The 24210-nt window shown below is 55.9% G+C and carries 27 protein-coding genes and 1 pseudogene; 8 read left to right on the top strand and 20 right to left on the bottom strand.

Annotation, left to right across the window (positions count from 1 at the left end; translation table 11 throughout):
• The coding region (locus ID864_RS21710; protein ID WP_191150351.1) for a GGDEF domain-containing protein at positions 1–667 on the top strand (667 nt) is incomplete at its 5' end.
• A gap of 426 nt (positions 668–1093) precedes the next feature.
• Positions 1094–1469, top strand: a pseudogene (locus ID864_RS23795) (tyrosine-type recombinase/integrase); the annotation flags it as partial.
• Positions 1470–1530: 61 nt separating this feature from the next.
• Here the strand turns inward: ID864_RS23795 and ID864_RS21705 are convergent.
• Positions 1531–2409 (bottom strand): LysR family transcriptional regulator, encoded by an 879-nt coding sequence (locus ID864_RS21705; RefSeq protein WP_191150350.1) that lies wholly within the window; start codon positions 2407–2409, stop codon positions 1531–1533.
• Between the two features lie 100 nt (positions 2410–2509).
• Here ID864_RS21705 and ID864_RS21700 point away from each other — a divergent pair, with 100 nt between their 5' ends.
• Positions 2510–3484, top strand: coding sequence for a nitrilase family protein (locus ID864_RS21700; protein WP_191150349.1), 975 nt, complete (start codon positions 2510–2512; stop codon positions 3482–3484).
• Positions 3485–3603: 119 nt separating this feature from the next.
• Here the strand turns inward: ID864_RS21700 and ID864_RS21695 are convergent, their stop codons facing one another.
• The 3 genes from ID864_RS21695 to ID864_RS21685 are packed head-to-tail and all read right to left on the bottom strand — an operon-like array spanning position 3604 to position 5292.
• Entirely contained in the window at positions 3604–4251 is a 648-nt protein-coding gene (locus tag ID864_RS21695) for a DUF799 domain-containing protein (protein WP_048916985.1), read from the bottom strand.
• The gene (locus tag ID864_RS21690; RefSeq protein WP_099753595.1) at positions 4251–4601 is read right to left on the bottom strand and encodes a DUF4810 domain-containing protein; all 351 of its coding nucleotides are present in this window, start codon (positions 4599–4601) and stop codon (positions 4251–4253) included. Before ID864_RS21690 ends, ID864_RS21695 begins: the two co-directional genes overlap by 1 nt.
• 16 nt (positions 4602–4617) lie before the next feature.
• Positions 4618–5292 (bottom strand): CsgG/HfaB family protein, encoded by a 675-nt coding sequence (locus ID864_RS21685; protein ID WP_099753596.1) that lies wholly within the window; start codon positions 5290–5292, stop codon positions 4618–4620.
• 326 nt (positions 5293–5618) lie between these two features.
• Between ID864_RS21685 and ID864_RS21680 the strand changes: the two genes are divergently transcribed.
• Complete coding sequence (locus ID864_RS21680) at positions 5619–5942, top strand: cell envelope integrity TolA C-terminal domain-containing protein (protein ID WP_099753597.1); 324 nt, start codon at positions 5619–5621, stop codon at positions 5940–5942.
• On the opposite strand, the gene qhpR is transcribed toward ID864_RS21680, so the two are convergent.
• Both qhpR and ID864_RS21670 read right to left on the bottom strand, forming a co-directional pair.
• Complete coding sequence (qhpR, locus tag ID864_RS21675) at positions 5939–7006, bottom strand: AraC-like transcriptional regulator QhpR (RefSeq protein ID WP_048916989.1); 1068 nt, start codon at positions 7004–7006, stop codon at positions 5939–5941. The two genes, ID864_RS21680 and qhpR, sit on opposite strands and share 4 nt — an antisense overlap.
• A gap of 163 nt (positions 7007–7169) precedes the next feature.
• Entirely contained in the window at positions 7170–8174 is a 1005-nt protein-coding gene (locus ID864_RS21670) for a phosphotransferase enzyme family protein (protein WP_191150348.1), read from the bottom strand.
• A gap of 233 nt (positions 8175–8407) precedes the next feature.
• Here ID864_RS21670 and eat point away from each other — a divergent pair, with 233 nt between their 5' ends.
• Positions 8408–9772 (top strand): ethanolamine permease, encoded by a 1365-nt coding sequence (eat, locus tag ID864_RS21665; RefSeq protein ID WP_062818376.1) that lies wholly within the window; start codon positions 8408–8410, stop codon positions 9770–9772.
• Between the two features lie 83 nt (positions 9773–9855).
• On the opposite strand, the gene mak is transcribed toward eat, so the two are convergent.
• Entirely contained in the window at positions 9856–10761 is a 906-nt protein-coding gene (gene mak / locus ID864_RS21660; protein ID WP_048916992.1) for a fructokinase, read from the bottom strand.
• A gap of 146 nt (positions 10762–10907) precedes the next feature.
• Here mak and rdgC point away from each other — a divergent pair, with 146 nt between their 5' ends.
• Positions 10908–11819: a recombination-associated protein RdgC gene (rdgC, locus tag ID864_RS21655; protein WP_048916993.1), complete on the top strand. Its 912-nt coding sequence runs from the start codon at positions 10908–10910 to the stop codon at positions 11817–11819.
• Positions 11820–11888: 69 nt separating this feature from the next.
• Here the strand turns inward: rdgC and ppnP are convergent, their stop codons facing one another.
• The 7 genes from ppnP to aroL all read right to left on the bottom strand — a co-directional run bounded on the left by ppnP (position 11889) and on the right by aroL (position 17626).
• On the bottom strand, positions 11889–12179 hold the full coding sequence (gene ppnP, locus ID864_RS21650; RefSeq protein ID WP_048916994.1) for a pyrimidine/purine nucleoside phosphorylase: 291 nt from the start codon (positions 12177–12179) through the stop codon (positions 11889–11891).
• Between the two features lie 100 nt (positions 12180–12279).
• The gene (locus tag ID864_RS21645; RefSeq protein WP_191150347.1) at positions 12280–12957 is read right to left on the bottom strand and encodes an AroM family protein; all 678 of its coding nucleotides are present in this window, start codon (positions 12955–12957) and stop codon (positions 12280–12282) included.
• Positions 12958–12961: 4 nt separating this feature from the next.
• Positions 12962–13891, bottom strand: a complete 930-nt coding sequence (locus ID864_RS21640) for a DUF1177 domain-containing protein (RefSeq protein WP_191150346.1) — start codon at positions 13889–13891, stop codon at positions 12962–12964.
• Positions 13892–13904: 13 nt separating this feature from the next.
• Positions 13905–15464, bottom strand: coding sequence for an OPT/YSL family transporter (locus ID864_RS21635; RefSeq protein ID WP_191150345.1), 1560 nt, complete (start codon positions 15462–15464; stop codon positions 13905–13907).
• A gap of 204 nt (positions 15465–15668) precedes the next feature.
• Positions 15669–16454 carry an IclR family transcriptional regulator gene (locus ID864_RS21630; protein ID WP_191150344.1) on the bottom strand — a complete coding sequence of 262 codons (786 nt, stop codon included), beginning with the start codon at positions 16452–16454 and terminating at the stop codon, positions 15669–15671.
• Between the two features lie 322 nt (positions 16455–16776).
• A complete protein-coding gene (locus ID864_RS21625; RefSeq protein WP_048916999.1) occupies positions 16777–16968 on the bottom strand; it encodes a YaiA family protein in 192 nt (63 codons plus the stop codon).
• A 133-nt stretch (positions 16969–17101) separates the two neighbouring features.
• Positions 17102–17626 (bottom strand): shikimate kinase AroL, encoded by a 525-nt coding sequence (aroL, locus tag ID864_RS21620; protein WP_048917000.1) that lies wholly within the window; start codon positions 17624–17626, stop codon positions 17102–17104.
• A gap of 302 nt (positions 17627–17928) precedes the next feature.
• On the opposite strand from aroL, the gene ID864_RS21615 reads away from it, so the two are divergent.
• Entirely contained in the window at positions 17929–18618 is a 690-nt protein-coding gene (locus tag ID864_RS21615) for a DUF2076 domain-containing protein (RefSeq protein ID WP_191150343.1), read from the top strand.
• Positions 18619–18660: 42 nt separating this feature from the next.
• Here the strand turns inward: ID864_RS21615 and ID864_RS21610 are convergent, their stop codons facing one another.
• Entirely contained in the window at positions 18661–19110 is a 450-nt protein-coding gene (locus tag ID864_RS21610) for a YaiI/YqxD family protein (protein WP_048917002.1), read from the bottom strand.
• A gap of 140 nt (positions 19111–19250) precedes the next feature.
• On the opposite strand from ID864_RS21610, the gene proC reads away from it, so the two are divergent.
• Entirely contained in the window at positions 19251–20060 is an 810-nt protein-coding gene (proC, locus tag ID864_RS21605) for a pyrroline-5-carboxylate reductase (RefSeq protein WP_048917003.1), read from the top strand.
• A 39-nt stretch (positions 20061–20099) separates the two neighbouring features.
• Here the strand turns inward: proC and ID864_RS21600 are convergent, their stop codons facing one another.
• From ID864_RS21600 to ID864_RS21580, 5 genes are all read right to left on the bottom strand, one after another.
• Entirely contained in the window at positions 20100–21632 is a 1533-nt protein-coding gene (locus ID864_RS21600; RefSeq protein ID WP_191150342.1) for an FAD-dependent oxidoreductase, read from the bottom strand.
• Positions 21633–21793: 161 nt separating this feature from the next.
• Positions 21794–22705 carry a lipid A hydroxylase LpxO gene (lpxO, locus tag ID864_RS21595; RefSeq protein WP_048917005.1) on the bottom strand — a complete coding sequence of 304 codons (912 nt, stop codon included), beginning with the start codon at positions 22703–22705 and terminating at the stop codon, positions 21794–21796.
• Positions 22706–22924: 219 nt separating this feature from the next.
• The gene (locus ID864_RS21590; protein WP_133624328.1) at positions 22925–23230 is read right to left on the bottom strand and encodes a PsiF family protein; all 306 of its coding nucleotides are present in this window, start codon (positions 23228–23230) and stop codon (positions 22925–22927) included.
• A 170-nt stretch (positions 23231–23400) separates the two neighbouring features.
• Complete coding sequence (iraP, locus tag ID864_RS21585; RefSeq protein WP_099753604.1) at positions 23401–23664, bottom strand: anti-adapter protein IraP; 264 nt, start codon at positions 23662–23664, stop codon at positions 23401–23403.
• Between the two features lie 206 nt (positions 23665–23870).
• Entirely contained in the window at positions 23871–24026 is a 156-nt protein-coding gene (locus ID864_RS21580) for a hypothetical protein (RefSeq protein ID WP_191150341.1), read from the bottom strand.
• Between the last annotated feature and the right edge of the window lie 184 nt (positions 24027–24210).

Below are 24210 nucleotides of genomic sequence, written 5' to 3'. Positions count from 1 at the left end.
TTTAATTACATTTCGCATCGGACTTTTTTTACTCTTAAACTCTACTATCGTCACTATGATCGGTGGCTTGAAAATTATTGATAATGATATTACTTCTCTTGTCTCTGCCGTATTGTATGTACCTGCAATGATGTTTATCATCTACTCTTTCAATAATTTTATCAATTATGTTAATGGCAGGTATAAATCTGTAGTAGAGCTCTCTTTAACAGATGAACTTACCGGACTTCCCAATAGAAGATATCTAAACCTCAAACTTAGAGACCTGGAGGATAAGTCAGGTGCAATATGCATTATAGATATTGATGACTTTAAGATGATTAACGATAATTATGGTCATGAAATGGGGGACAAAGTGCTTAAAAAATCGGGACTTATACTAAAGAAATTTGCATGTGAAAATATATTAGTGGCCCGTTCAGGTGGAGAGGAATTTGCCATTGTGTTAAAAGAGGGGGCGGCTGTAAACATTCTGGTAGAAAGGATAAAGAAATCCCTATCTTTAAGCAGCGCTGATGGCATCCCGACTACAGTCAGCATTGGCGTAGCATTGAAAACAGAGAATCAGACATCTTCATCGTGCCTCGCTTCTGCAGACGCAGCACTATATAGATCCAAAAGGAATGGTAAAAACAGAATTACTTATTCCAACGATCATAATGAATAAAAGATCAGTCAGGCGCAGTGTTAATTAACAATATTCCACTTAAAATACAAAAAAAACCAGACATGTACTATGCATTTTTATTTACCCAAAGAGTCTAAACGTTATGAAAATAAAGTTATCGTCGCATCATAAGGTAATTACTTTTTAACAAACCCTGTATTTACTTTTAATAATAGTTGTTAAATTGGAGTTTATGCTAATCTGTTTATACTTTGTTTTTAAAAACCTCAACCTAGCCGAATAGACAGAACGTTATACAACAAATTAGTTAAACTTTACTTTTAGGATATTGTAACGGTACTCCCCTCAGGCAGAGATCAAATCCCCAGCAGCTCTAGATTAGAAGTACTCCTTACTCAGGGTTTTAATGGATAAAATGACACTGAGAATAAAAATCCTCCGCAGAGAATGACAGGAAAAATCTTAAGCGGCGTGACGTCCTGCTATCTGCTGGCGCCGGAAGTAAGCGCCCTGCTCCACTATATGCCTGACTTCAAAAACCGTTTTCTTTTCTGCACCCTGTGTAACACCGGTACGCGCATCGGGAAGCCTGCAGCAGGAGTCAATTGTACTAAATGGTCCCCGCCCCTTTGTACGTATTCTTTCGGAGAAGGTCAGAAGCCAACGTAGCCGCCCGTCGAAAGATGCCGTTCACCTGGTCCCGCTCACCGATCGCGACTACGTACATCAGGTTCTGACCTGGTTAGCCACCGAACGTCCGAAGCGGCGAGAGCCGCTATTGTCGGTTACCGATGAGACCCTGCGCGGCTGGCTTAAGGCGACAGTAAGCCGTGCGGCCGCTGGCTGGATCTCACCTTCATGCAATTGCGGTTAGATTCGCGGGAATGCCCCCGCAAGGCTGATTACGCGTTTTCGACCGCAATACGCTTTCTAATACTGGCAATAAAATTATCGCGAATGACATTCTCCTTGTCGGCATTCCAGGCAATGCCAACTTTCCAGCTTATTGACTTGCCTGTTAACGGAATAATAACCCGTTCCGGTGGCGCGATATGCAGAACGCTGTAGGGCAATATGGCAACACCGGTACCCGCGATCACCAACGCGACAATAGTATGTATATCATCAGCCAGCTGGGTGGAGGATATAAAAAGACCGTTATCATGCAGAAAACGGTCAATCTGCGCATTTAATCCCTGCCCGCGATCAGCATGAAGACGTAACAAAGGAGATTTTTTTAGCCAGTCAGCAGCAGACAATGATAACGACGGCGTTGCGGGCGCCATCAGAACCAGCCGATCGGTAAATAATGGCAGGTAATCAAGCGCTATCGGGGGGGGAACCCTGACAAATCCTACCTGAAGCTCATCATTTTGCAGCAGCTCGTACTGGAGGAAGGAGGGAAGATCCGTCAAAGATATCTCGATTCCCGGATAGTCTCTGCGAAATTCAGCAATACAACGTGGTGCCAGATAAAAGCTTGAGAGACCAAATCCAACGGCGATATGCCCCTCAATACCGGCCGATACCCGCCCTGCGTGATCCATAAACACCTGGGCTTGCCTGACTACTTTTTCAGCCTCTGGCAATAAGCATCTTCCCCCGGCGGTCAGTGTTGCACCGTGACGCCCGCGTGAAAAAAGTGGCACCTTCACCGTCGACTCAAGAAGATTGATCTGCTTGGTCAATGCGGGTTGCGAGATAAACAGTGCCCGGGCCGCGTCGGCATAATTTCCTTTTTCGGCCAGAATCAAAAAGGCCTTTAGCAACCGGATATTCAATTTTTCATTCCAAAAGGTTATCGAAAATGGAAATCATTTGATTATACAGTTATTGCCAATCGTTATGTAATTCAGTTTCGATAACAACTGGAGAAGCATCATGCACGCGCTGACGTCCTTAAAGGCTGCAACCGTACAGTTTCAGCATCAGGCAAATAACAAAAAATATAATCTGCTGATAATGGAGAAGTTTATTGAACAGGCGGCCATCCAGCAGGTGAAGATCCTGACGTTTCCGGAAATGTGTATCACCGGCTATTGGCATGTCCCTAAGCTCACCGCAGCGGAGGTTTCCGCACTTGCAGAACCGATCGCCACCAGCCCTTCCCTGATGTTAATTCGCGCTCTGTCGATAAAACATCAAATGCTTATTGGCGCCGGTCTGATTGAACGCGCCGATGATGGCCGCCTTTATAATGCGTACGTTGCCTGTATGCCGGACGGCTCAATGCAGACGCATCGCAAACTTCATGCCTTTGAGCATCCGGCCATCAGCAGCGGTGACAGGTTTACCGTTTTTGATACTCCCTGGGGAGTAAAAGTAGGGATCTTGATTTGCTGGGACAATAATCTGGTGGAAAATGTGCGCGCTACGGCATTACTGGGTGCCGATATCCTTCTCGCGCCACATCAAACAGGCGGCACCGATTCCCGCAGCCCTTATGCGATGAAACCCATTCCGCTGTCGCTGTGGGCGGAACGGGAAACGCGCAAGGAAGAAATTACTGCTACATTCAAGGGGGCAAGCGGTCGGGAATGGCTGATGCGATGGTTACCTGCCCGTGCGCACGACAACGGGTTATTTCTTCTCTTTAGTAACGGCGTAGGCGCAGATGATGACGAAGTCCGCACGGGCAATGCCATGATCCTCGATCCTTACGGGAGGATCATTAATGAAACCTGGGCTGCTGAAGATTTTATGGTGAGCGCTGAACTGGATTTAAGCCTGCTTGCCATGAGTACCGGACGTCGCTGGATCCACGGCCGCCGTCCTGATTTATACCAGATTCTGACACAACCGCAGGGTTATGAACGGGATGCGATCAGCGCACGATTTTCAGATGAGATACCGTAATCTGATAGGTGAGTGAAAAGAACACAGGGTCGTTATTGAAGGTAAGGCCGTGGAAGGCGCAGATTTGCATGCCAGACTAGCTTATCAGGGCCGCAGGGGGTTCCCCGCGGCCCTGACCGTTACAGCGCGGACACCGGCAACGCGCGCGGGCCAGGCAAAATACTGCCGTTAACGCCATCAGCGGTCAGCATCCCGGCAGCGGCCAGAACCGCAACGTCATGGCTTTTGTCGCTCACGCTGCTGGCTATCTGCTTGATGGCCGCACTGATGAGCATGCCGAGTGGACCAGCGTTGTTATTGTCCTGAGCATCGGTGGCATAGCCAGTACCAGACCAGATCTGCTTACCGCTGCGCAGGTCAACCAGGCGTGCAGCCGCTTTGACCTCGGTCACGCTATCCACCAGCATAAATTTGGTGCCGTAGCTGCTGACATCAATGTACAGCGCCGCGTCCGCGTTAAAGATTTCACGCAGTTTGGCGGGGCTGACACTCTGCGCGTCGGCGGCGCTGCTCAGGCCGTTCTGCTCGAAGGTTTTATCCACCACCGCCACCGGGAACACGTAGTAACCGGACTCGGCCAGCGGCGCAGTGACGACCGACACCACGCTATGGGCCGCATTCACATCCGGGCTGCTATTCGTCGCGGGCAGAACCACAATGGAAGCCGGCTTACTGGCGCGAAAAGCGCTGTAGTCATAAGGCTTAGGTTTGGCACAGCCGCTTAACAGCACAGCGCCGGCGACAATCATCAGAGACCAGAGCTTCATTATTTTTTCACCTTATTACGCATCAGGAAATCCATATAGGCCGCAGACTCCGGGAACTGGTTTTTTTCGGCGTTAAACTGCTGGAAAGCCAGATCAGGACGGCTGGTATCGACATATAGCAGGCCAAGCTGGGCGTGCAGACCAGGGGGAACCGGTTTATTTTTCGCCTTTGCCTGCTCAACAATCGCATTCAACGATTCAATTTGCTGCTCGGGTGATTTATCGCGCTGATAATAGCTGTATAAAGAGGATTGATAATCGCCCCAGTAATAGACGCTCTGTTTCTTTTGCGCGCAGCCGACAACGATCAGCGCAGCACAGGCCACGCCGAGGGTTTTTAAAACGCTCATGATTATTCCCTTATTATTATTTCGCCGGGCGCCATGCGCCGGACTCAATTCCATTGACCAGATGATTGACCGCTTCGCGAATCGCTAAATCCATCACCTTACCATTCAGCGTGGAGTCATAGCTGGCGGTGCCGCCGAAGCCGATAATTTCACGGTTAGACAGGCTGTATTCGCCGGCGCCCTGAACGGCATAGACCACTTCCGAGGTGGTCACATCGACGACGTTAAGATTCACTTTGGCATAAGCGACCTGAGATTTGCCGCGGCCCAGGATGCCCCACAGCTGCTGGTCACCCACCTCTTTGCGGCCAAATTCGGTAATGTCACCGGTGATAATATAGTTCGCGCCTTTGATAGACTGCTTGCTGCCTTGATAGCCCGCTTCCGCCTTGAGTTCTTCAAGGTTGGTGCGGTCCATGACATTGAAGCGTCCGGTCTGCTGCAGGTGGGTAATCAGGATGGTTTTAGACTGGTTTCCCAGGCGGTCCACGCCGTCAGAGAACACCCCATTCATATAGGCGGAGCGATTATCGAATTTGCCCACGGCAATCGGACTTTTCACCCCCTGATATTGCGGTTGAGCGGCGGCAGCCACCTGAGGGGCTTCAATAGAGCGTGAGGTTTCGTTGGCACAGCCGGTTAACAGTACGGTGCCGAATAAGCTAACAACAGCAAGGCTGGTGGGTTTCATTTTAATCCCTGAATGAAAATTGCAGCGAAAGTCCCGCACCAGACAAATTAATATCATCTGGAAATAATAAACGCGAGAATTACAGATAAAGGTGAGAATGCGGCGCCAGAATAACACAGGCAGCTCTTGCAAATAAACCGAAATAGTCAATTAATTTAATTGATTAACGGTAATATATACAGCCGAACTAAACCGCCACAACCCCTTAAGGCAAATTTAAGAGAAAATTCTGTAAATCACTTTGCCAGAATGATTTTTGTTTGCAGTCTGCGCGGGTCCGGTACAATGCGACATTATTTATCGCTTTAATTCTGGGGCAAAGCGCAATGTATAAACCTTATTTGACTCTGGGCCTGCTAATCGTCGGCGTTATATTAAGCGGATGTCACGCTACTGCTCCCAAAAACGATCGCTATCTCGCCGCGATGCAGCAAGGCATACAGCGCCATTTCACCGATGCCCACCGCTATCAGGGTAAGGTTTGCCACGTGACGCTAAAGTACGGTGCGAACCAGCGCTACCAGGTGCTGCGCACCGAAGGTGATGAGTTGCTCTGCCTGAAAACGTGGAGCCTGGTGGCCAGCGCGCCCGATCTGCCCGCGCCGCCGCCTGAACTGGCTGACGGCGTGGCGATTGATTTTCGCCCTTAGCCCGCCAGCTCGCCCTGTCGCCACTGGCGCGGGCTGATGCCGAACCAGCGGCGAAAGGCGCGCGAAAAGGCGCTGACTTCGGAGTAGCCCAGCAGCAGCGCCATCTCGGAAATCGGCAGCTGGCGCTGCTGCAGATAGTGTTTCGCCATCTCACAGCGCACGGCATCCACCAGCGCGGTAAAGCTCAGGCCCTCTTCGCGCAGGCGGCGCTGCAGTGACCAGCTCGACAGCCCCATCTTATCCGCGACCTCTTCCAGCACCGGCTCGCCCTGCAGCATCACCCGATGCACCTGCGCACGCGCCTGGTCGACAATATTCTGCTGCGGCGTGGCGCTGTTCAGGCGGCGGATCGCATCCTGCATTACGCCAAGCAGCAGCGGATCGCTGTCGGGCATCGCGCGGGCGAGATCGCGTTTCGGGATCAGCAAGGAGTTAAACGGCTGGTCAAAATAGACCGGGGCGTCAAAGGCTTTGCAGTGTTCGTGCCACTGCGCCGGGCGCGGATGTTCAAAGTGAACCTCACGCGGCGCCCAGTGTTTACCGGCCACGTGGCGGATCAGGTTCATAAACATCCCCAGCGTCAGCTCGGCATCCTGACGGCGGCAGAGAATGGCGCCGTGACGCACCTGATAATCCAGCCGCCAGCAGTCCCCCTTGTCCACCAGCCGGGTCAGCGTATCGTGCTGGTGCCAGGGAAAAGCATGCGCGACGTTTTGCAGCGCCTGCTCCAGCGTGGCGCTGCACAGGCCAATGTAGCCAATCAGACCTAATGACTGTGGTTTAAACTGCCTGCCGTAGTGTAAACCGAAGTTATCACAGCCTGAACTGCGCGCCGCCTCTTCCATCACCCGGCAGTAGTTGATTAAGCCAAGGCTGAGGGTGGGCTGCGCCAGCAGCTCCGGGTCGATACCGCTGACGCCAAAGATACGATCGACATCGCCGCCGCTATGGCTGATAAAGTCGCTCAGGCCGCTGGCGGCGGCGGCGAGCACGCCGCGGTTGGCGACATTGCCGCTGTGCAAGACGTGGCTGATTTCAGGGCGTGCCAGTTGAGTATGTAACATGTGATTGTCTCCTGCTGCCTGGGGTACTCCCCTCTCCCCGTATACAGAGCAAATTGCGTACCAACCGCAACATCAGACAATTCGCGTGCTTGCGTATGGCTATCCGTGCGAAAAGAGCACCGTGGCAGCACAAAGTGCCCGTCCACGGTGCAACGTGGCGGGTTTATGCGCCGACCGGCAGCTGCGACGTTTCCAGATAACGGCGACACAGGCGCACTGAATGATCCGCCCACTGCGGGCCGAGGCTGTGCGCCATCTCCGTTTCCGCGTGCGATCCCGCCCAGGCCAGCAGCTGAATGCGGCGCTGGATCAGCAGCGTCGGCACCCGATCCATCTCCGCATCGCTGATATGCGCCACCTGCTCGTAGCCGGTGATCCAGTTGTCGATCCACTCTGCGGCGCGCGGATGGTGCTCAACAAAGCTGATTGCAGCCGCCAGGTCGTGCAGATACCAGCCGAAGCCGCAATCGTCAAAGTCGATCACCCGGGTTTCGCCCTTGTGCAGCAGCAGGTTGGTCAGGCGCAGATCGGCGTGGATCAGGCCGTAGTTGTGCGGCGCTTTGCCAAACTCCGCCAGCTCGGATCCCACTCTGGCGATCGCCTGCTCAACGATCGCCCGGTCGCCGATGCGCAGATTGGGGGCATCGCGCCAGTCGCCCCAGTGGCTTTGCGCGCTGACCATGGTGTGATGATCCCAGATAATGCGCTGGAACCCGGCCGGCTGTTGCCAGCGGCGGCTGTGCTGATGCAGGCGCGCGGTGATATTGCCGAGCTGGCGAAAGGCGCGCGGGTCGACATCGGTGCCCGGCATCTCGCCCTCAATCCAGTGGAACAGTACCGCGTGGCGCACCGTTCCCTCTTCCAGCACCAGCGTTTGCACCGTTTCCCCTGCGCTATCCGCCACCGCCTGCGGCACCTCGATGCCGGTTTCGCGCAGCGCGTCCAACCACTGCAGCTCGCTGACGATATCGGCGTATTGGTGATAGTCGGGACGGTGCAGGCGCAGCGCATAGCGTTTACCGCCCGCTTCCAGCAGGAAAGTGGCGTTTTCCGAGCGGCACAGCAGGCTCAGCTTGCCCTGCAGAGCGGCGGGATAGCGGGCCAGCGTGCGTTCGGCCAGGCGCTGCAGCGCGTCATTGTTCAGGGTGTCATTTTGTTTGGCAGTCATTATCTGGCTCCGCAATCGAGGTTGAACGATGTCTCTGTGATAACCAGCATCCGATCGCCCGCCCTTTTCGGCTTGACCGCAGACGACCCAGTTTTGACCGTAGCGTACATCTGGCGCTTTTTTTGCAGCGTAGTTGACCGCAGCGCGCAGAAATCATCACGCCCGCGTCAAGTTTCCCCCCTCGGGGAGCTGCATTATCGACCCACTAACACAATAATGACGGGGATAACGGTATGACGAGCACACTCAAACCCACGCTGGGCACCATCCATTTGTGGGGGATTGCGGTAGGTCTGGTGATTTCCGGGGAATATTTTGGCTGGAGCTACGGCTGGGGCGTAGCGGGTACGCTGGGCTTCCTGTTGACCACGCTGATGATCGCCCTGATGTACACCTGCTTTATTTTCAGCTTTACCGAACTCACCACCGCTATTCCCCATGCCGGCGGTCCCTTCGCCTACAGCCGCCGCGCCTTTGGCGAAACCGGTGGCCTGATTGCCGGGATGGCAACGCTGATTGAGTTTGTCTTCGCGCCCCCGGCTATCGCCATGGCGATCGGTGCCTATCTCAACGTGCAGTACCCGGAGCTGAACCCGAAATATGCGGCGGTCGGCGCCTATATCGTCTTTATGACGCTGAATATTCTTGGCGTAAAGCTGGCAGCGATGTTTGAACTGGTGGTGACCGTGCTGGCGGTGCTTGAGCTGCTGGTATTTATGGGTGTAGTGGCGCCGGGCTTCAGCATTGCCAACTTCGCCGCCAACGGCTGGGCGGGCGGCGAGCACTTCGGCATGCCTGCGCTGTCGGGGATCTTCGCGGCGATCCCGTTTGCTATCTGGTTCTTCCTCGCGATTGAGGGGGCTGCCATGGCCGCCGAAGAGGCGAAAGATCCGAAGCGCACCATCCCACGTGCCTATGTGGCCGGGATCCTGACGCTGGTGGTGCTGGCGATCGGCGTGATGCTGATGGCGGGCGGTGCGGGCGACTGGCGCACGCTGTCAAACATCAATGACCCGCTGCCGCAGGCGATGAAAATGATCGTCGGCAACCATTCCAACTGGATGCATATGCTGGTGTGGATTGGCCTGTTCGGCCTGATTGCCAGCTTCCACGGCATCATTCTTGGCTACTCGCGCCAGTTCTTTGCGCTGTCGCGCGCCGGATATCTGCCAAGCGGGCTGGCGAAGCTGTCACGCTTTCAAACTCCGCACCGCGCAATCATTGCCGGTGGAGCGATCGGCATTGTCGCCATCTTTAGCGACGGCTGGATTAACCTGCAGGGCATGTCGCTGACGGCGGCGATGATCACCATGGCGGTGTTTGGTGCCATCGTGATGTACATCATGAGCATGCTGAGCCTGTTCCGCCTGCGCCGCACGGCGCCAGAGCTGGAGCGCACCTTCCGCGCGCCGGGTTACCCGGTGGTGCCGATGATTGCGCTGGTGCTGGCGGTGGTGTGCCTGATCGCGATGCTGTGGTTTAACGCGCTGATTGGCGCTGTTTTTGTCGGCCTGATGGCGATCGGCTATCTGTGGTTCCTGATGACCAAAAGCCACCGCGATAATGCCCCGCACGACGTGATGCTGCAGGGCGAATAACGGTTTCGGCGATGTTAACCGGCCTTACGGGCGGACCGGAAAAGAGGGTCCGCCCCTACATTGCTGTAGGGGGCCCCGTCAGATCACAACGGCCACAGCCACGCCGCCCCGCGCACGCCGCTGGAATCACCGTGGACGGCGCGGCGGATCGGGGTAGCAAACTCGCCGCCGAACACCCAGTTTTTCACCAGCTGCGGCACCGTCTGATACAGGCGCTCAACGTTGCTCATCCCGCCGCCCAGCACGATCATATCCGGGTCGAGGATGTTCACCACGTGCGCCAGCGACTTCGCCAGCCGCATCTCGTAGCGGCTCATCGCCAGCTCGGCCACCGGGTCCTGCTGCTCCAGCCGCTTGATAATCTCCGCGCCTTTGAGATCGATGCCGCTCAGCCGCTGGTAATCCGTGGCAAAGCCGGTGCCGGAGATAAAGGTTTCGATGCAGCCTTGCTTACCGCAGTAGCACGGCACCTCTTCGCGGTAGCGCAGCTCGTCTTCATCCATCCACGGCAGCGGGTTGTGCCCCCACTCGCCGGCGTTGCCGTTTCCGCCGCTGTGCGCCTGGCCGTTCAACGCCACGCCTGCGCCGCAGCCGGTGCCGATTATTACCGCAAACACCGTCTGCTTACCGGCAGCGGCACCGTCGACCGCTTCCGACACCGCCAGGCAGTTGGCATCATTGGCAATGCGCACTTCGCGCCCCAGCCGCTGCTGCAGGTCTTTATCCAGCGGCTGACCGTTCAGCCAGGTGGAGTTGGCGTTTTTTACCCGCCGCGTAAACGGCGACAGCGTGCCGGGAATGCCCAGCCCAACGCTGCCCTGCTGCCCGGTCTCCTGCTCTGCCCGCTTTACCAGCCCGATGATGTTCTCCACGGTCTTGTCATAGTCGTCACGCGGCGTGGGGACGCGGTAGCGGAACAGTTCTTCGCCGTGGTCAGATAAGGCAATCACTTCTGTTTTGGTGCCACCTAAATCAATACCAATACGCACTTGTTATTCCTCATTATTTGACGGTGAGATCACTACCTTAGAAGGCGGCAGGCGGAAAGGCAATGAAACCCCGCCGCCGATTCGCTATCATGCGCCCTGACTTTGAACTCGCGCGCCTTCTTGCGCGCACAGAGAGGGAATGCAGCATGCTGTGGTTTAAAAATTTGATGGTCTATCGTCTTAATCGCGACATTCCGCTGGTAGCAGACGAGATGGAAAAACAGCTCGATGCTTTCTCTTTCACCCCGTGCGGCAGCCAGGATATGTCGAAAACTGGCTGGGTCTCGCCGATAGGTCCGCGCAGCGAAGATCTGACCCACGTCACTAACGGCCAGATCCTGATTTGCGCGCGCAAAGAAGAGAAAATGCTGCCTTCGCCGGTGATCAAACAGGCGCTGGAAGCGAAAATCAGCAAGCTGGAAGCCGAGCAGTCGCGCAAGCTGAAAAAAACCGAGAAAGACTCACTGAAGGATGAAGTGCTGCACAGCCTGCTGCCGCGTGCCTTCAGCCGCTTCAGCCAGACGTATGTCTGGATCGACACCGTGAACAACCTGATTATGGTTGACTGTGCCAGCGCGAAAAAAGCCGAGGATACGCTGGCGCTGCTGCGTAAGAGCCTGGGGTCACTGCCGGTGGTGCCGCTGACGCTGGAAAGCCCAATTGAGCTGACCATGACCGAGTGGGTGCGCTCTGGCGAGCTGCCTGCCGGTTTCGCGCTGATGGATGAAGCCGAGCTGAAAGCGATTCTGGAAGATGGCGGCGTGATCCGCTGTAAGAAGCAGGACCTGGTGTGCGATGAGATCGCCAACCATATCGAAGCCGGCAAGCTGGTCACCAAGCTGGCACTGGACTGGCAGGAGCGCATCCAGATGGTGCTGTCCGACGACGGTTCTATCAAACGCCTGAAGTTCGCCGATATTCTGCGCGAGCAGAATGACGACATTGACCGCGAAGACGTGACCGGGCGTTTTGATGCTGACTTTATTCTGATGACCGGCGAACTGGCCGCGCTAATCAGCAATACGGTGGAAGCGCTGGGCGGGGAAGCCGAACGTTAATTGACCTTGCTGGCGACGCATGCGTCGCCAGTACGCGCAGGGGCCGGGCATGCCCGACCCGCTACATTATCAATCTTTCAGATAACGGCACAGATAGGCAGACGGCTCAGCCACCTGCAGATGGAATTCACTGTGGCCCGGCACGTTAAATACCTCACCCGGCGCATATCTTTTCCACTCGGCTTCACCCGGCAGCAGCACTTTCAGCGAGCCGCTGACCACCGTCATCTCTTCCGCCTGAGCGGTACCAAAGGTGTATTCACCTTCCGCCATCACGCCAACGCTGGCGCGGCCGGTCGTGGCGCTCTCGAAGCCAATTGACTTCACTTTACCGTCAAAATACTCACTAACATTGAGCATATAAATTCCTTAAAATCAGAGACAAAGGTAAGCTGGCAGTGTAGTGGCATAATTGAGCGGCTGTCACGCACTATTGCGCATCAGCCGCTGCAATCGTGACTCAGACCAGTAATTCTGCCGCCAGTTTGGCGACCAGCACGTTCGAAAGTAGTACCGGAATACCCAACAGTTTTTGCAGGAAATCACGGTGACGCTGGTGATAACCGATACAGTCCAGCACCACCACATCTGCCCCTTGCTCCTGCAGCGACAGCGCAGCATCAATCAGCGTCTCATCGCTGGCCAGATACGGGCTGGCAACGGCGAAACAGGGTGGCTGCGTCAGGTTTTTCCACTTGTTGGCCTGCTCCTGAATCTGTTCGGCCACCGGCACCACAATCCCCACCTGATGACCATCGACAATCGCCTCGATCAGCGGCGGGATAATACGGTCCGGCTCCAGCAGTATCGCCTCACTGGCGTACAGTTTGCCGAACTCACCGGTGCATAACAGCAGGATAATGCTAAACCCCTCATCTTCCAGCTGCAGGATGCGTTTTTGCAAACCGCGCTCCACTTTACTCGCCGCCAGCGTCACCTGGCTGCCGTCGGTCAGCCTGGAGACCAGCACCTTCTCGCCGTCTGACGGCGCGTACTGCTCAGCAATTTGCCCGGGCGTGAGGCCATCCAGCAGCCCGGAGTGGGCAATCTGTTCTTCGGGCAGGTACTCCAGCAGCAGCGGCATAATATCCGTGCGCGGGGACTGCCCAATCGTCAACGTCACCAGAGAGGGATTCATAAGCTTAATTCCGCGAGCTAAGATGGCTCAGGCTGCCGTACAGCGCCAGCAGGCGCGCATACTCTTCGGCGTCGTAAAACGCGCAGCTGCCCCGTCCGAACTCTTTTGCCACTTCCACCGCGAACTTCACGGCCAGCGCGATATCGACTTCATGGCTAGCGCCGGTACCACAACCGGGAACCACCGACTCGCTACAGATTGCCACCCCCACCACCGGCACATCGGTTGCCGTGGCTGGCTGGAGGATGCTGTTGAGGTGATACACACCGTTGCCGTATGGCGTAATATCCTGCGTGGTGATCGGGAAAGTCACTGCCGGACGGCCGCTGGTCATCTCCATAATGCGCAGTAAGTCTTCCGATACGCGCAGGATATAACCCTGCTTAACCGTCGGCGACAGCGCATACCCTTTGTGGTTGAGGATGCGGTTGCCCTTGGTGGTATCTATGGAAAGAATAGCATCTGTGCCGGGCACCACTTCATTATCGTTCATGGTGACGTCGTCGATCGGCGAGTCCATAAAGTCGACCGGCTCGTGCGGGCGGGTTGGCGCATTCGGGCAGATATGGGTGGTGATGATGACGTCACCCGCCAGAAAATCGCCTTTACGCTGCATCTCGGCCAGCTTCAGCGCACTGCTGACGGCAGCGACCGCACCATCGGCGTCCGACACCATGCCGATACGCGTTGGCCGTGCGCCAATGCCGCCCAGACGGCCGATAATCCCCAGCGTGGGAGCAGTCCCCCCCAGGCTCTTCCCTGCGCTGCCGGCCAGGGTGATGCGCACGAAATCGGTCTGGCCTTTCGGGCCGCTGACGCGCTTAACGCTGGCGCAAACGCCCGGGTAGCCGCTGAACAGATCCGCGACATCCTGCCCGCTGACGCTGGCGCTATCCAGTAGCTCAAAAACCTGCAAAGTCTGCTGCAAACTCATGTCGTTACCTTAATTATCGTTTGGTGCCGCTGCTGAAAAGGGAGTTAAAAAAGCTGTAAAGCGCATCACCGGCAATAAATCCGGCGGCCATCACTTCCATCGGCGTACGCCCGCGATCGCCCCAGATACGGGTAATGATCAGGCGCAGCACGATACCCGTGACCACAGCCCAGCCGGCCATTGCGTTGAAGATCAGCAGGCCGGTCGCCAGCAGAACGCCGAGCTGACGCTTCGGCCCGCCGATCAGCTGGATCACTGCGCCAGGAATCGCCCAGATCAGTAAGTTATGCGCGATACCCGGTTCCGCTCCGGCCTGAATGGTTTTGGCATACACCCGCGCCACAGGCGGGATCAGATCCTGACTAAAGAAGCTGGCATGGGCGAACCACACCACGGGGATCGAGACGACAAAGGCGATCAGCGCGGCAAACAGCTGTATGCGCCGGCCCCACAGCTCCTGCTGCAGATCGCGACCATGCCCGCGCAGCACAAAGCCGGCTTTCAGGTCATAACCCATATCAGCAAATGCCGGTCCGGTGGCGGCGGTGAAGCCGATAAGCACGCAGAGCGCCAGCGGCGGGAAGCCGATCAGGATACCGATGATCAGGGTGATCAGGGCCACGGCAAAAGCCGGGAACCAGCCGGAGTGCATCGCCGCAATGCCCACCAGCAGCTCGTGAACAAAGGCCGCAAAGGCGGCATAGATGATGAAGGCGAGCAGCATCGGCAGTGACATCTGCGCCCACAGCCCGGCGCTCAGCGCCAGCAGGGCGGCAATCGCCAGGTAGCCCACCGTTCCCAGTCCCAGCGCTTTGCGCACCTCTGCATCCGGGCTGGAGTAAACCGTGGTGTCGCTCTTTTTGCTGCGGATCACCTGTACCACCTGAATCAGCGCCACCAGCCCGGCGCCGACCATCACGCCGTGCGGAATATAGTTAGCGTTGATATCAATTCCGGCAATCGGCTGGGCGTAGGCGCGTAACAGTAAGCCGATGCCAAACATGCTCAGCGCCCAGATATTGCCGATAAACGCGGTACCAAAGGCCGCCATCGGGATTTTCAGCACTGAGCCGACGATGCCGCCGAGCACGCCGACCAGCAGCAGCCAGGCGTGGCTGCCGCCTTTATCGCCCGCTTTAATCGCTTCCGCCGCCGCCACGCCCGGTGGCCATGCATTGCTGGCCGGGAAAACGCGAGTATCAAACAGGCGATACAGCAGGTAAGCATCCAGCAGCATCGCCGCACTGACGCCGACAAACATCGGCAGGATAAGCTGTGGCTGCCCCATAACCCACGGCACGGCAATCGGCATCAGCAGGCTATTCGCGGCGCCAAAGGTGGCAGAAGAGATCGCCGTCTGCGCAAGGTTTTGGGTATGAATCGATCGATAGCGCTGGAAGGCTTTGAGTGGAATACGTGCCAGCAGCATCGCCAGCAGGGCGCCGATAATAGAGGTGTTAGGCGTCACGCCCAGCGTGGTTAACAGCTGCACGCCAATAATGGCGCCGAGCACTGAAAGTAGAAGCAGCACCACAATGGTGCCAGCATCCTTTAAAGGATTATCCTGCCGCATATTTTCCCCGGTAAAGACCCTGTCCGATGGTGATGGAATGATGTTTTTTGCCCGTGGCAAAATAGTCCCCCGATACTGCGGGGGGACATTTTGCTTATTATCACTGGTCTCTGAGAGACCTTATTAGAATGTTGTATTATTGACGGTACTGCTAATGCCCTGGTGAGGCGTACTTGATATCCATAAGGGGATATCAGGTGAGTATTACACGGTGGCGGAAATAGCCATCGTATTGGCGAGATCGCCATATTTCCCTGCCAGCTGACGCGTGACCATCTGCAGCGCATCCAGCGTGGCGGAGGAGTATGGCGGCTCCTGATTTTGTGAAGGGAACGACAGGCACAGCGCCACGGTTTCTCCCCGATGTTTGTTAGTAATCGTGGTGGCAAGCGAGCTGATGCCCTGCAGGGTCTCATTGCGTGCCAGCGCATAACCCTGTTCACGAATGCGCGCCAGTTCGGCCAGCAGCTGCTCCAGCGTTTGCGGCGAATTAGGGGAACTCACCTGCCAGGCTCCGGCATAGAGCTTGCGCACGAAGTCATCGCTGTAGCGTGCCAGAATGGCGCGGCCGACCGAGGTTTCCGCAGCCGGTAACCGGCTGCCCGGCGGGGTTACTACCTGAATAAACATCCGCCCCTGGAACATACGCATCACCATAATCTCGCGCCCTTCCAGCACCGAGATATAGCCGGTACAGCTGGACTCTGCGGCCAGCCGCGCCATCATGGATGAGGCACCATCGACCAGCGGCGTGGAGAGATAATGGCTGGCCAGCGACAGCAGCATGCGCCCGACATGGAAACAGCGGGTTTCCGCATCGCGCTCCAGCAGCCCTTCGTTTTCCATCGTCGACAACAGGCGCGAAACGGTACTTTTTGGCAGACCTAATGCCTCAACCACATCAGTAAAGGTCAACCCTGGCTGGCCCTGAGTCAGGCCGCTGCGGTTAAACAGTTTGAGTACGGCGGAAGCATTTTCAAGCGTGCTCATCGGGTAGTTCCACTATTAGGAACTGTTGTTCCTGTTTCTGATAAATTTAACCTACGGCGCGTACGCCTGGCGGTCAAGGATTAATTTCATTCGGCTTTAAGGGGAGGAAAAAGGATAATCAGGTGCCGCGGGGCGATGAGAATTTATTATCCCTGATGCAGATTAAAAAATAAAAATATATGGCGGGATCCCGGGCGTGACCAGCGAAATATGCTGCGATGCATATTGAGAAAAATTAGCGGAAGTGCGGGTAAAGAAATAATTAATAACGCCAGGTGATAGTGTGCCAGCCGCTGGCGTCCCTGCCAGGGCGGAGTGAGGATTACTCTTTTTCAGCATCCTCATAGCGCTCTTTAGCATCCAGCGCCTCCTGATGACTCTCATGCTCGCTGATCAGCGAGTCAGGTTTCGGATGGTCAGAACGCAGCTCATACCAGACAACGGATTTGCCGGGTGCGCCCTTTTCAACCTCTACAATATGTGCTTCGCGTGGATATGGCGGTCTTCCTGGCATACTCATCCCCTCTTGGCTGTCAGAAAAGCACGCGAAAGAGATCCCTTTCACGGCGTGGCCAGCAAACCGGCCACTGTCAAAGTATAGACAAGCACAGCGCTTTATCGCGCAGGAGGGGGAGAAAAAGGCGAAGTTAACTGGCGCGAGCGAGGGAGAGTGCGCTGACGATCTGGCTGACAACCGCTTCTGGCGACTGCATCGCATCGATAATATGGTGCGCCGCCTGCTGATAAAGCGCATCACGCGCCGCCAGCACTTCGACCATCTCTTCGGCAATCGGGCGCCCGGTCAGCGTCGGGCGCTGTTCGGCTTCCGGGTAGGCTTCCAGCCGCGCCGCCAGCACCGCTGCGTCCGCATTAAGATAGACCACCTGCCCCTGCTCGCGCATGAACTGGCGATTCTCTTCGGCCAGCACCATCCCCCCGCCGGTGGCAATCACCGTCCCCGGCTGCGTAACGGCTTTCACAGCGAGGGTTTCACGACGGCGAAATCCTTCCCACCCTTCGGCGCTGACAATGTCCGATACGCTCTGGCCGCTGGAGAGCTGGAGGTAATGGTCGGTGTCGCAGAAAGCGTACCCTAATGCCAGAGCAAGAGCCTGACCCACGGTGGTTTTACCGCAGCCACGTGCGCCGATCAGATAAATGGGTAATGACATAACAGGCACTTCCTTAACGATTCCGACGCGGGTCATCGCGCACCGAGGGGCAAACATTGAAAAACTTTGACGCATGATACCGGACATTATTCACCGGGACCAGCAGTAACGTTTTCTGTACAGCAAGCGGGGAGGAAAACCTCAATAACACGATGTTTTGAAAAGAAAATTACAGTTGTATCATTTACTTTACACAATAAATAAGCCGCGTAAGGGGGTGCAACATTTCCTTACTCCGACAGCATTTACTTTCACCGGCGGATAGTCAGAATTAACCTATCGCCCGTTTTCGGAGGAACCCCATGCAGAGCGAAGAACAACAACTGATCGAAAGCCTGTTTACCCGCTTAAAACAGGCAGAGTCACACTCCGGCCCGCGCGACGCCGCGGCGGAAAAACTGATCCAGCAGCAGGTGCAAGCGCAACCCGGCGCGCCCTACTACATGGCGCAGGCTATCCTGATCCAGGAAGCGGCAATGAAGCAGCTTAACAGCCGGGTGAGTGAGCTGGAAGCGAAGCTGGCACAGGCTCAGCAGCCCCAGCAGAACAGCGGCGGTTTCCTCTCCGGGCTGTTTGGCGGCAGCCGTTCGCAGCCGCAGCCAGTCCAGCAGCCTGCGCAATCAGCGTGGGGAAATGCGCCCGCCCAGCCACAGCAGCAGCCCGCCTATGCCCAGGCGCCCGCAGCCCCTGCTGCCGGGCGTGGTTTTCTTGGCGGCGCCCTGCAAACGGCGGTCGGCGTTGCCGGCGGCGTAGTGATGGCGGATATGCTGACCAGCATGTTCCACCACTCGCAGCCGGAAGAGATTGTAAATATCATTAACGAACCGGCGATGCCGGACCCGCAGTTTGATAATAATCTCGATACCTTTAACGGCGGGGATAATCAGTCCTTCCTCAGCCAGGATAACGGCCTGCAGCAGGATTACGCCAGCGATAACGACTTCAGCAATGATGCGTTTGGCGATGATTTTGATGACGACAACTTTGTCTGACCGCTAACACCCTCTCCCGCCCGGCGGGAGAGGGTCTCGCCACTACTTACGCTGCTGTTGTAACCATTTATCCAGTTCATTGGCAAACTGCTGACGATCGCGCTGGTTGAGCGCCGGCGGCCCACCGGTCTGCACCCCGCTGGCGCGCATGGTATCCATAAAGTCACGCATGGTTAGCCGCTCGCGAATAGTGGCTTCGCTGTAGCGTTCACCGCGCGGATTCAGCGCAATCGCGCCCTTCTCCATCACTTCGGCCGCCAGCGGAATATCGGCGGTGATCACCAGATCGCCCGCTTCCGCACGGCGCACAATTTCGTTGTCGGCCACGTCAAAGCCCGCCGGAACGCGCAGCGTGCGCACAAAGCGCGATGGCGGCACGCTCAGCCCCTGATTCGCCACCAGCGTCACCATCATCTGCTCACGCTCGGCTGCACGGTACAGCACTTCTTTGATCACTTTCGGGCACGCATCGGCATCCACCCAGATTGGCATCGCCATTTCCTTATAATATTGAGTCGGGAATAGCGCGATCTTCCCATTCTTTTGCCGAATGGCAAACTTAATCTGATCCAGTTAAGGTGTGGGGATGGCATCACGCCAACTTCGTAAACAGAATTAGCAGGGAGAATCTCATGGACAAGAAAATTGGCTTCATTGGCTGCGGTAATATGTCGAAGGCGATTATAGCCGGCCTGGTCGCCGCCGGGCAGGTCAGAGCGGAGAATATCTGGGTATTTGACCACAAGCCCGAAACCAATCTGGCGATGCAGAAACAGTATGGCATCACCCCGGCAGAGAGCGCAGCCGAAGTGGCCGGGCAGGCCGATATTCTGTTCGGCGCGGTAAAACCTAATGCGATCCTGTCGGTGATGAAAGATATTGCGGGCAGCCTGAATAAAGAGACGCTGGTGGTTTCGATTGCCGCGGGCGTGACGCTGGACTCGCTGGCCTCGGTGCTTGGCCACGACCGTAAAATCGTGCGCGTTATGCCGAACACCCCCGCGCTGGTCAACGAGGGCATGACCTCGGTCACCCCCAATGTACTGGTGACCAAAGAAGAGGCCGATGCGGTAGTGGAGATTTTTAGCGGCTTCGGTAAAGCGGCGCTGGTGCCGGAGTACCTGATCCACGCGGTGGTCGGCGTCAGCGGTTCTGCCCCGGCCTATGTATTTATGTTTATTGAGGCGATGGCCGATGCGGCCGTGCTGGGCGGGATGCCGCGCGCTCAGGCTTACCAATTTGCCGCACAGGCGGTGAAAGGCGCAGCGGAAATGGTGCTGGAGACCGGCAAGCATCCGGGCGAACTGAAAGATATGGTGTGCTCACCGGGCGGCACCACCATTGAAGCAGTAAGAGTGCTGGAGCAGAAAGGCTTCCGCTCGGCGGTGATGGAAGCGATGCAGCAGTGCATGGCGAAATCCGAGCAGATGAGCAAGCAGTAAAAAAACGCAGCCAGCGGGGTTACCCGCTGGCTGCGCTGTTCAGGCTGAGAGATGCGCCCGGCTGAGCTGCTCCGCCGCGTCCAGCGTCATCGGCTGCTGCATTCGCTGCACCAGTTCAGCGGTGAAGGTATAGCACCCGCAGGAGGCCACCGCCGCCAGCTTGCCTTTCTGCCCGTAAAGCATGACGAACGTTTTATCGCTTAACGAGCCGATCAGCCGCTCTTCATCCCATTTTTCCGCGTGACCAAGATATTCGTAGCGCGTGCCGAACTGGGCCGTCCAGAAGAACGGGACGCGGTCGAACGCCTCGCCGGCACCCAGCATATTTTTGGCAGCAATCCTTCCCTGCTGCTGCGCCACGCGCCAGTGCTCAATGCGCTGTAGGCCCTCCTCCGCCGGATAGCTGGCGATATCACCTGCCGCCCAGACATTTTTAGCGGCCTGAAGCGCTTCATCGGTTGCCAGACTGCCATCGCCCTGCAGAGCGATATCGTGGATAAAACCGCAGCCCGGCGTAACGCCGGTCGCCAGCACCACCACGCTGCTGGCAATCTGCTGGCCGCTTTTCAGCCGCACGCCGCTGACGTGTCCGTTCTCGGCGGTCAGCTCAGCCACTTCGTCAGTGATAAACTCCACGCCGTTCTGCTGATGCAGATCGCGGAAAAAGCGTGCCAGCTGCTCGCCAAACTGGGCTTTGAACGGCAGCGGCTGCGGGGCGACGATCTGCACCGCGATATCCTGGGCGCGCAGTGCCGACGCCAGCTCCATGCCGATAAAGCTGTTGCCAATAATCACCAGCTTACGCTGCTGCTCCACGGCCTTCATCACCGCGGCGCACTGTTCAATGCTGCGCAGAACGTGAACCCCTGCCAGCGCGTTACCGGGAATATCAGGGCGCTGAGGAACACCACCGCTGGCCAGTAGCAGTTTGTCATACTGCAGCGTGCTGCCATCTGCAAAGCGCAGCAGCTGCTGGCGGCTGTCGAGCTGTTCGACATTACCCTGCAACCTTTCTGCATACTGGAAAAAGTCGTCATCGAGCATCGCAGGAACTTCGCTGATTTTCATTTTTCCGGACGGCACAAATTTGGTCAGCGCGGTGCGGTCATAAGGCGCCTCTGATTCGCGGTCCACCAGTACCAGGCGCCCATCAAACCCTTCACGGCGCAGCGTCCAGGCGGCGGCACTGCCCGCCGCGCCCGTCCCCAGAATCACAAAGACCGGCTTGCTGTCACCCGCGCTGAAAGTGGCGAGCGGCGGCATCGGTTGCGGATCCACCTGGATCATGCCGTTCTCCACCCGCACCGGATAGCGTTTCAGATCGCTGAGCGCCAGCGGTTCACACAGCGCACCGTCAAGCAGGGAGAAAGTGGCTTTGTGCCACGGGCAGGTCAGCGTTCCCTGATAGATCGCACCCTCCTCGAGCGGGGCGCCGGAGTGGGGGCACTCGCTCTGATACGCTTTGACCTCATCGCCCTGGCGAATCAGCAAAATGTCGGTGTCGCCAACCGGCGCTTTCAGCGGTTTATTCTCTGCCAGATCTTTTAATACCAGAACGTTTTGATAACTCACCCAGCTCTCCTTTTGCTATATCCACACAAAATGTATCAATATCTTATGCCTGGCAGGCGGGGGCTCGTTGGCAACAGTTCGAACGATAAGGTATAAAAAAAAGCGGCTAACTCACTGGTTAGCCGCCTTTTTTAAATGTTTAACCAAATATGTCGATGCGCCTACATCAGAACGCTCGGAATGATAATCAGCGCAAAAATCAGCACGATCAGCGTGCGCTTGATCCCATAATAGAGCGCGCGGTTGCGCTTTTTCAGGTTCTGCCCGGCATCACGCACCGCGTTAACGTACTTGAAGATGCGGTTAATACCACCCACGCGGTCGTTATCATCATTGGGAGAGGCCGCCGCCGACATCAGCGCCGTGCCAACCCAGTGGTTCACCGCCTGCGCCCAGCGCCACTTCATCGGCCGTTCAATATCGCAGAACAGGATGATACGCGTCTGCTCGCTGGCATTTTGTGCCCAGTGGACATAGGTTTCATCGAAGATCACTGCTTCACCATCGCGCCAGCTGTGCACCTGACCGTCCACGTCAATAAAGCAGCGATCGTCATTCGGTGTCTGTAGCCCCAGGTGGTAACGCACCGATCCGGCATAGGGATCGCGATGTTTACCCAGATGGCTTCCGGCAGGCAGCTCGGCAAACATGGCCGCTTTGACCGACGGGATCTGGCTCAGCAGCTCACTGGTCACCGGGCACAGCTCGCGTGCCGAGGGGTGAGCATCGCCATACCATTTGAGATAGAAACGCTTCCAGCCGCGCTTAAAAAAGGTGTTAAAACCGGCATCATTATGCGACTGCGCAGCTTTAATATGGTCCTGAAGGCGCACCGCTTCTTCGCGAATAACCTGCCAGTTATCGGTGATTTTCTGTAATTCGGGGAACGCAGCGTTATCGAAATAGGGCTGTTTCGCAGGCAGTGAGGACAGGCCGGTCATAAACATATTTACCGGTGCCATAAAAGTAGAGTGGTCAAATAGTTGGCGCGACAGCTTTTGTTTAACCACTCCGCGCGAGTGGGCGTAAATCACGCTAATAATAAAGATGCCGATAATGATTAAAGCCACCATACAACGAATCCTTAGGTTGCACGCGACACGATCCAAGACAGTGTGACTGGCTCATGATGGTGTCGAAAAAAAGATCCCGATATTTTAGTGCAAAAATGGGATTTTTCTTAACTCAGCGTGCCGAAAGCAGCAATAAGCGTGCTTAACCCGCTGCGGTTTAGGATTAGTTTAGTTAAAGCGCGGGGGAAAATCGGGCGACCGTTCGATCGCCCGCATGAGTTAACTTTTTTTCAGGCAGCTGCTCATAAAGGTTTTACGCTCGTCACCCTTCAACATTTTTTCGCCGGCCTGGGCATTACAGGTTTTCATCTTCATCTGTTGCGGCGTCATGCCATCCATTTTGCTGTCCTTCTTAAGGCAGCCGCTCATAAAGGTTTTACGCTCATCCCCTTTCAGGGATTTTTCACCCGCCTGCTGATTACACACCGTCATTTTTTGCTGTTGTGCGGTTTTTTCGGCCGCGCTGGCATAGCCTGCCGCCGTTAGTGATAGCAGAGCCGCCGCCAGCATTAATTGAACTTTCATGCGTATCCCATCCCATTATTGTTATATCGACACAATAAAGTGTGGCATGAGTTTTGTTTTCGGCGAGGGATTTTTGCGTAAATTTTAAGGGAAATGAATAAGACGAAGGCTTTATTTCTCGCCCGTTGCCCGCTGCCACAGACCTGTGAGCACCGCGTGCATAAAGAAGATTACTGGCGGGGGTGGTTAAGCAGGCGCTGAATGTAATTTTCCAGCAGTGACATATCTTCAGAAAGCTCAGGTTCGACCGTGACGGACGCGGTCTGCATCGCTTCGGAGATGCTGTCATTGATCTGCTGAAGCTGACCGCCGTCCATTTTGCGTAACAGTGCAGTGACGACAATCTCAAGCGCTTCGACCTGAGCGACCAGTTCTTTCGATTCCTGCTCTTTTTGCGCCAGTCTGACCAGCAATTCTGCAATGAGGTTTTTCATGCGACTGTCTCAGCAAGTTAAAGCAAGACGGTATCACCAGATTTGAAAAAAGAAAACCTGTATTCGCGTTATTTTTTCGCGACTTAAGCGCAGATCAAAGGGAGGAAAATTGTTAAATAAAGGCGAAACGTTTCGCTCATTGTGACGCGTTATTTTTCGGCTGCTGGCCCTAAAAAAACGGGGGCCAAAACAGGCCCCCGATAAAGTTAGCCGCGCGGGCCGCTGAAACCACCATGAGGTCCGCCGCCGCCGCCAGGTCCGCCCCAGCCGCCACCACCGCCGCCGCCCGGAGGCGGGAACAGACATCCACTCAGTGCCGCCACCAGCGCCACAATACTCACTGCTCTAATAATACTCACCATTATCAAACCTCAATACGACGTTAAGGACCTTTTGCGCTGATAGTAAGCGCGGCTCAGGCCCGCCACAATGCAGAATTCTCTGCTTACACGCGCTATTAACAGGGCGTTTCTACACTTAACGTTTTGCTGTGGTTTTCCTGCCGCAACCCTGCATCAGTGGCAACATTAACGGATTTTCTTCAGT

Source organism: Erwinia aphidicola, from assembly GCF_014773485.1.
Classification (GTDB): Bacteria; Pseudomonadota; Gammaproteobacteria; order Enterobacterales; family Enterobacteriaceae; genus Erwinia; species Erwinia aphidicola.
This window is presented reverse-complemented; position numbering and strand designations above follow the sequence as displayed.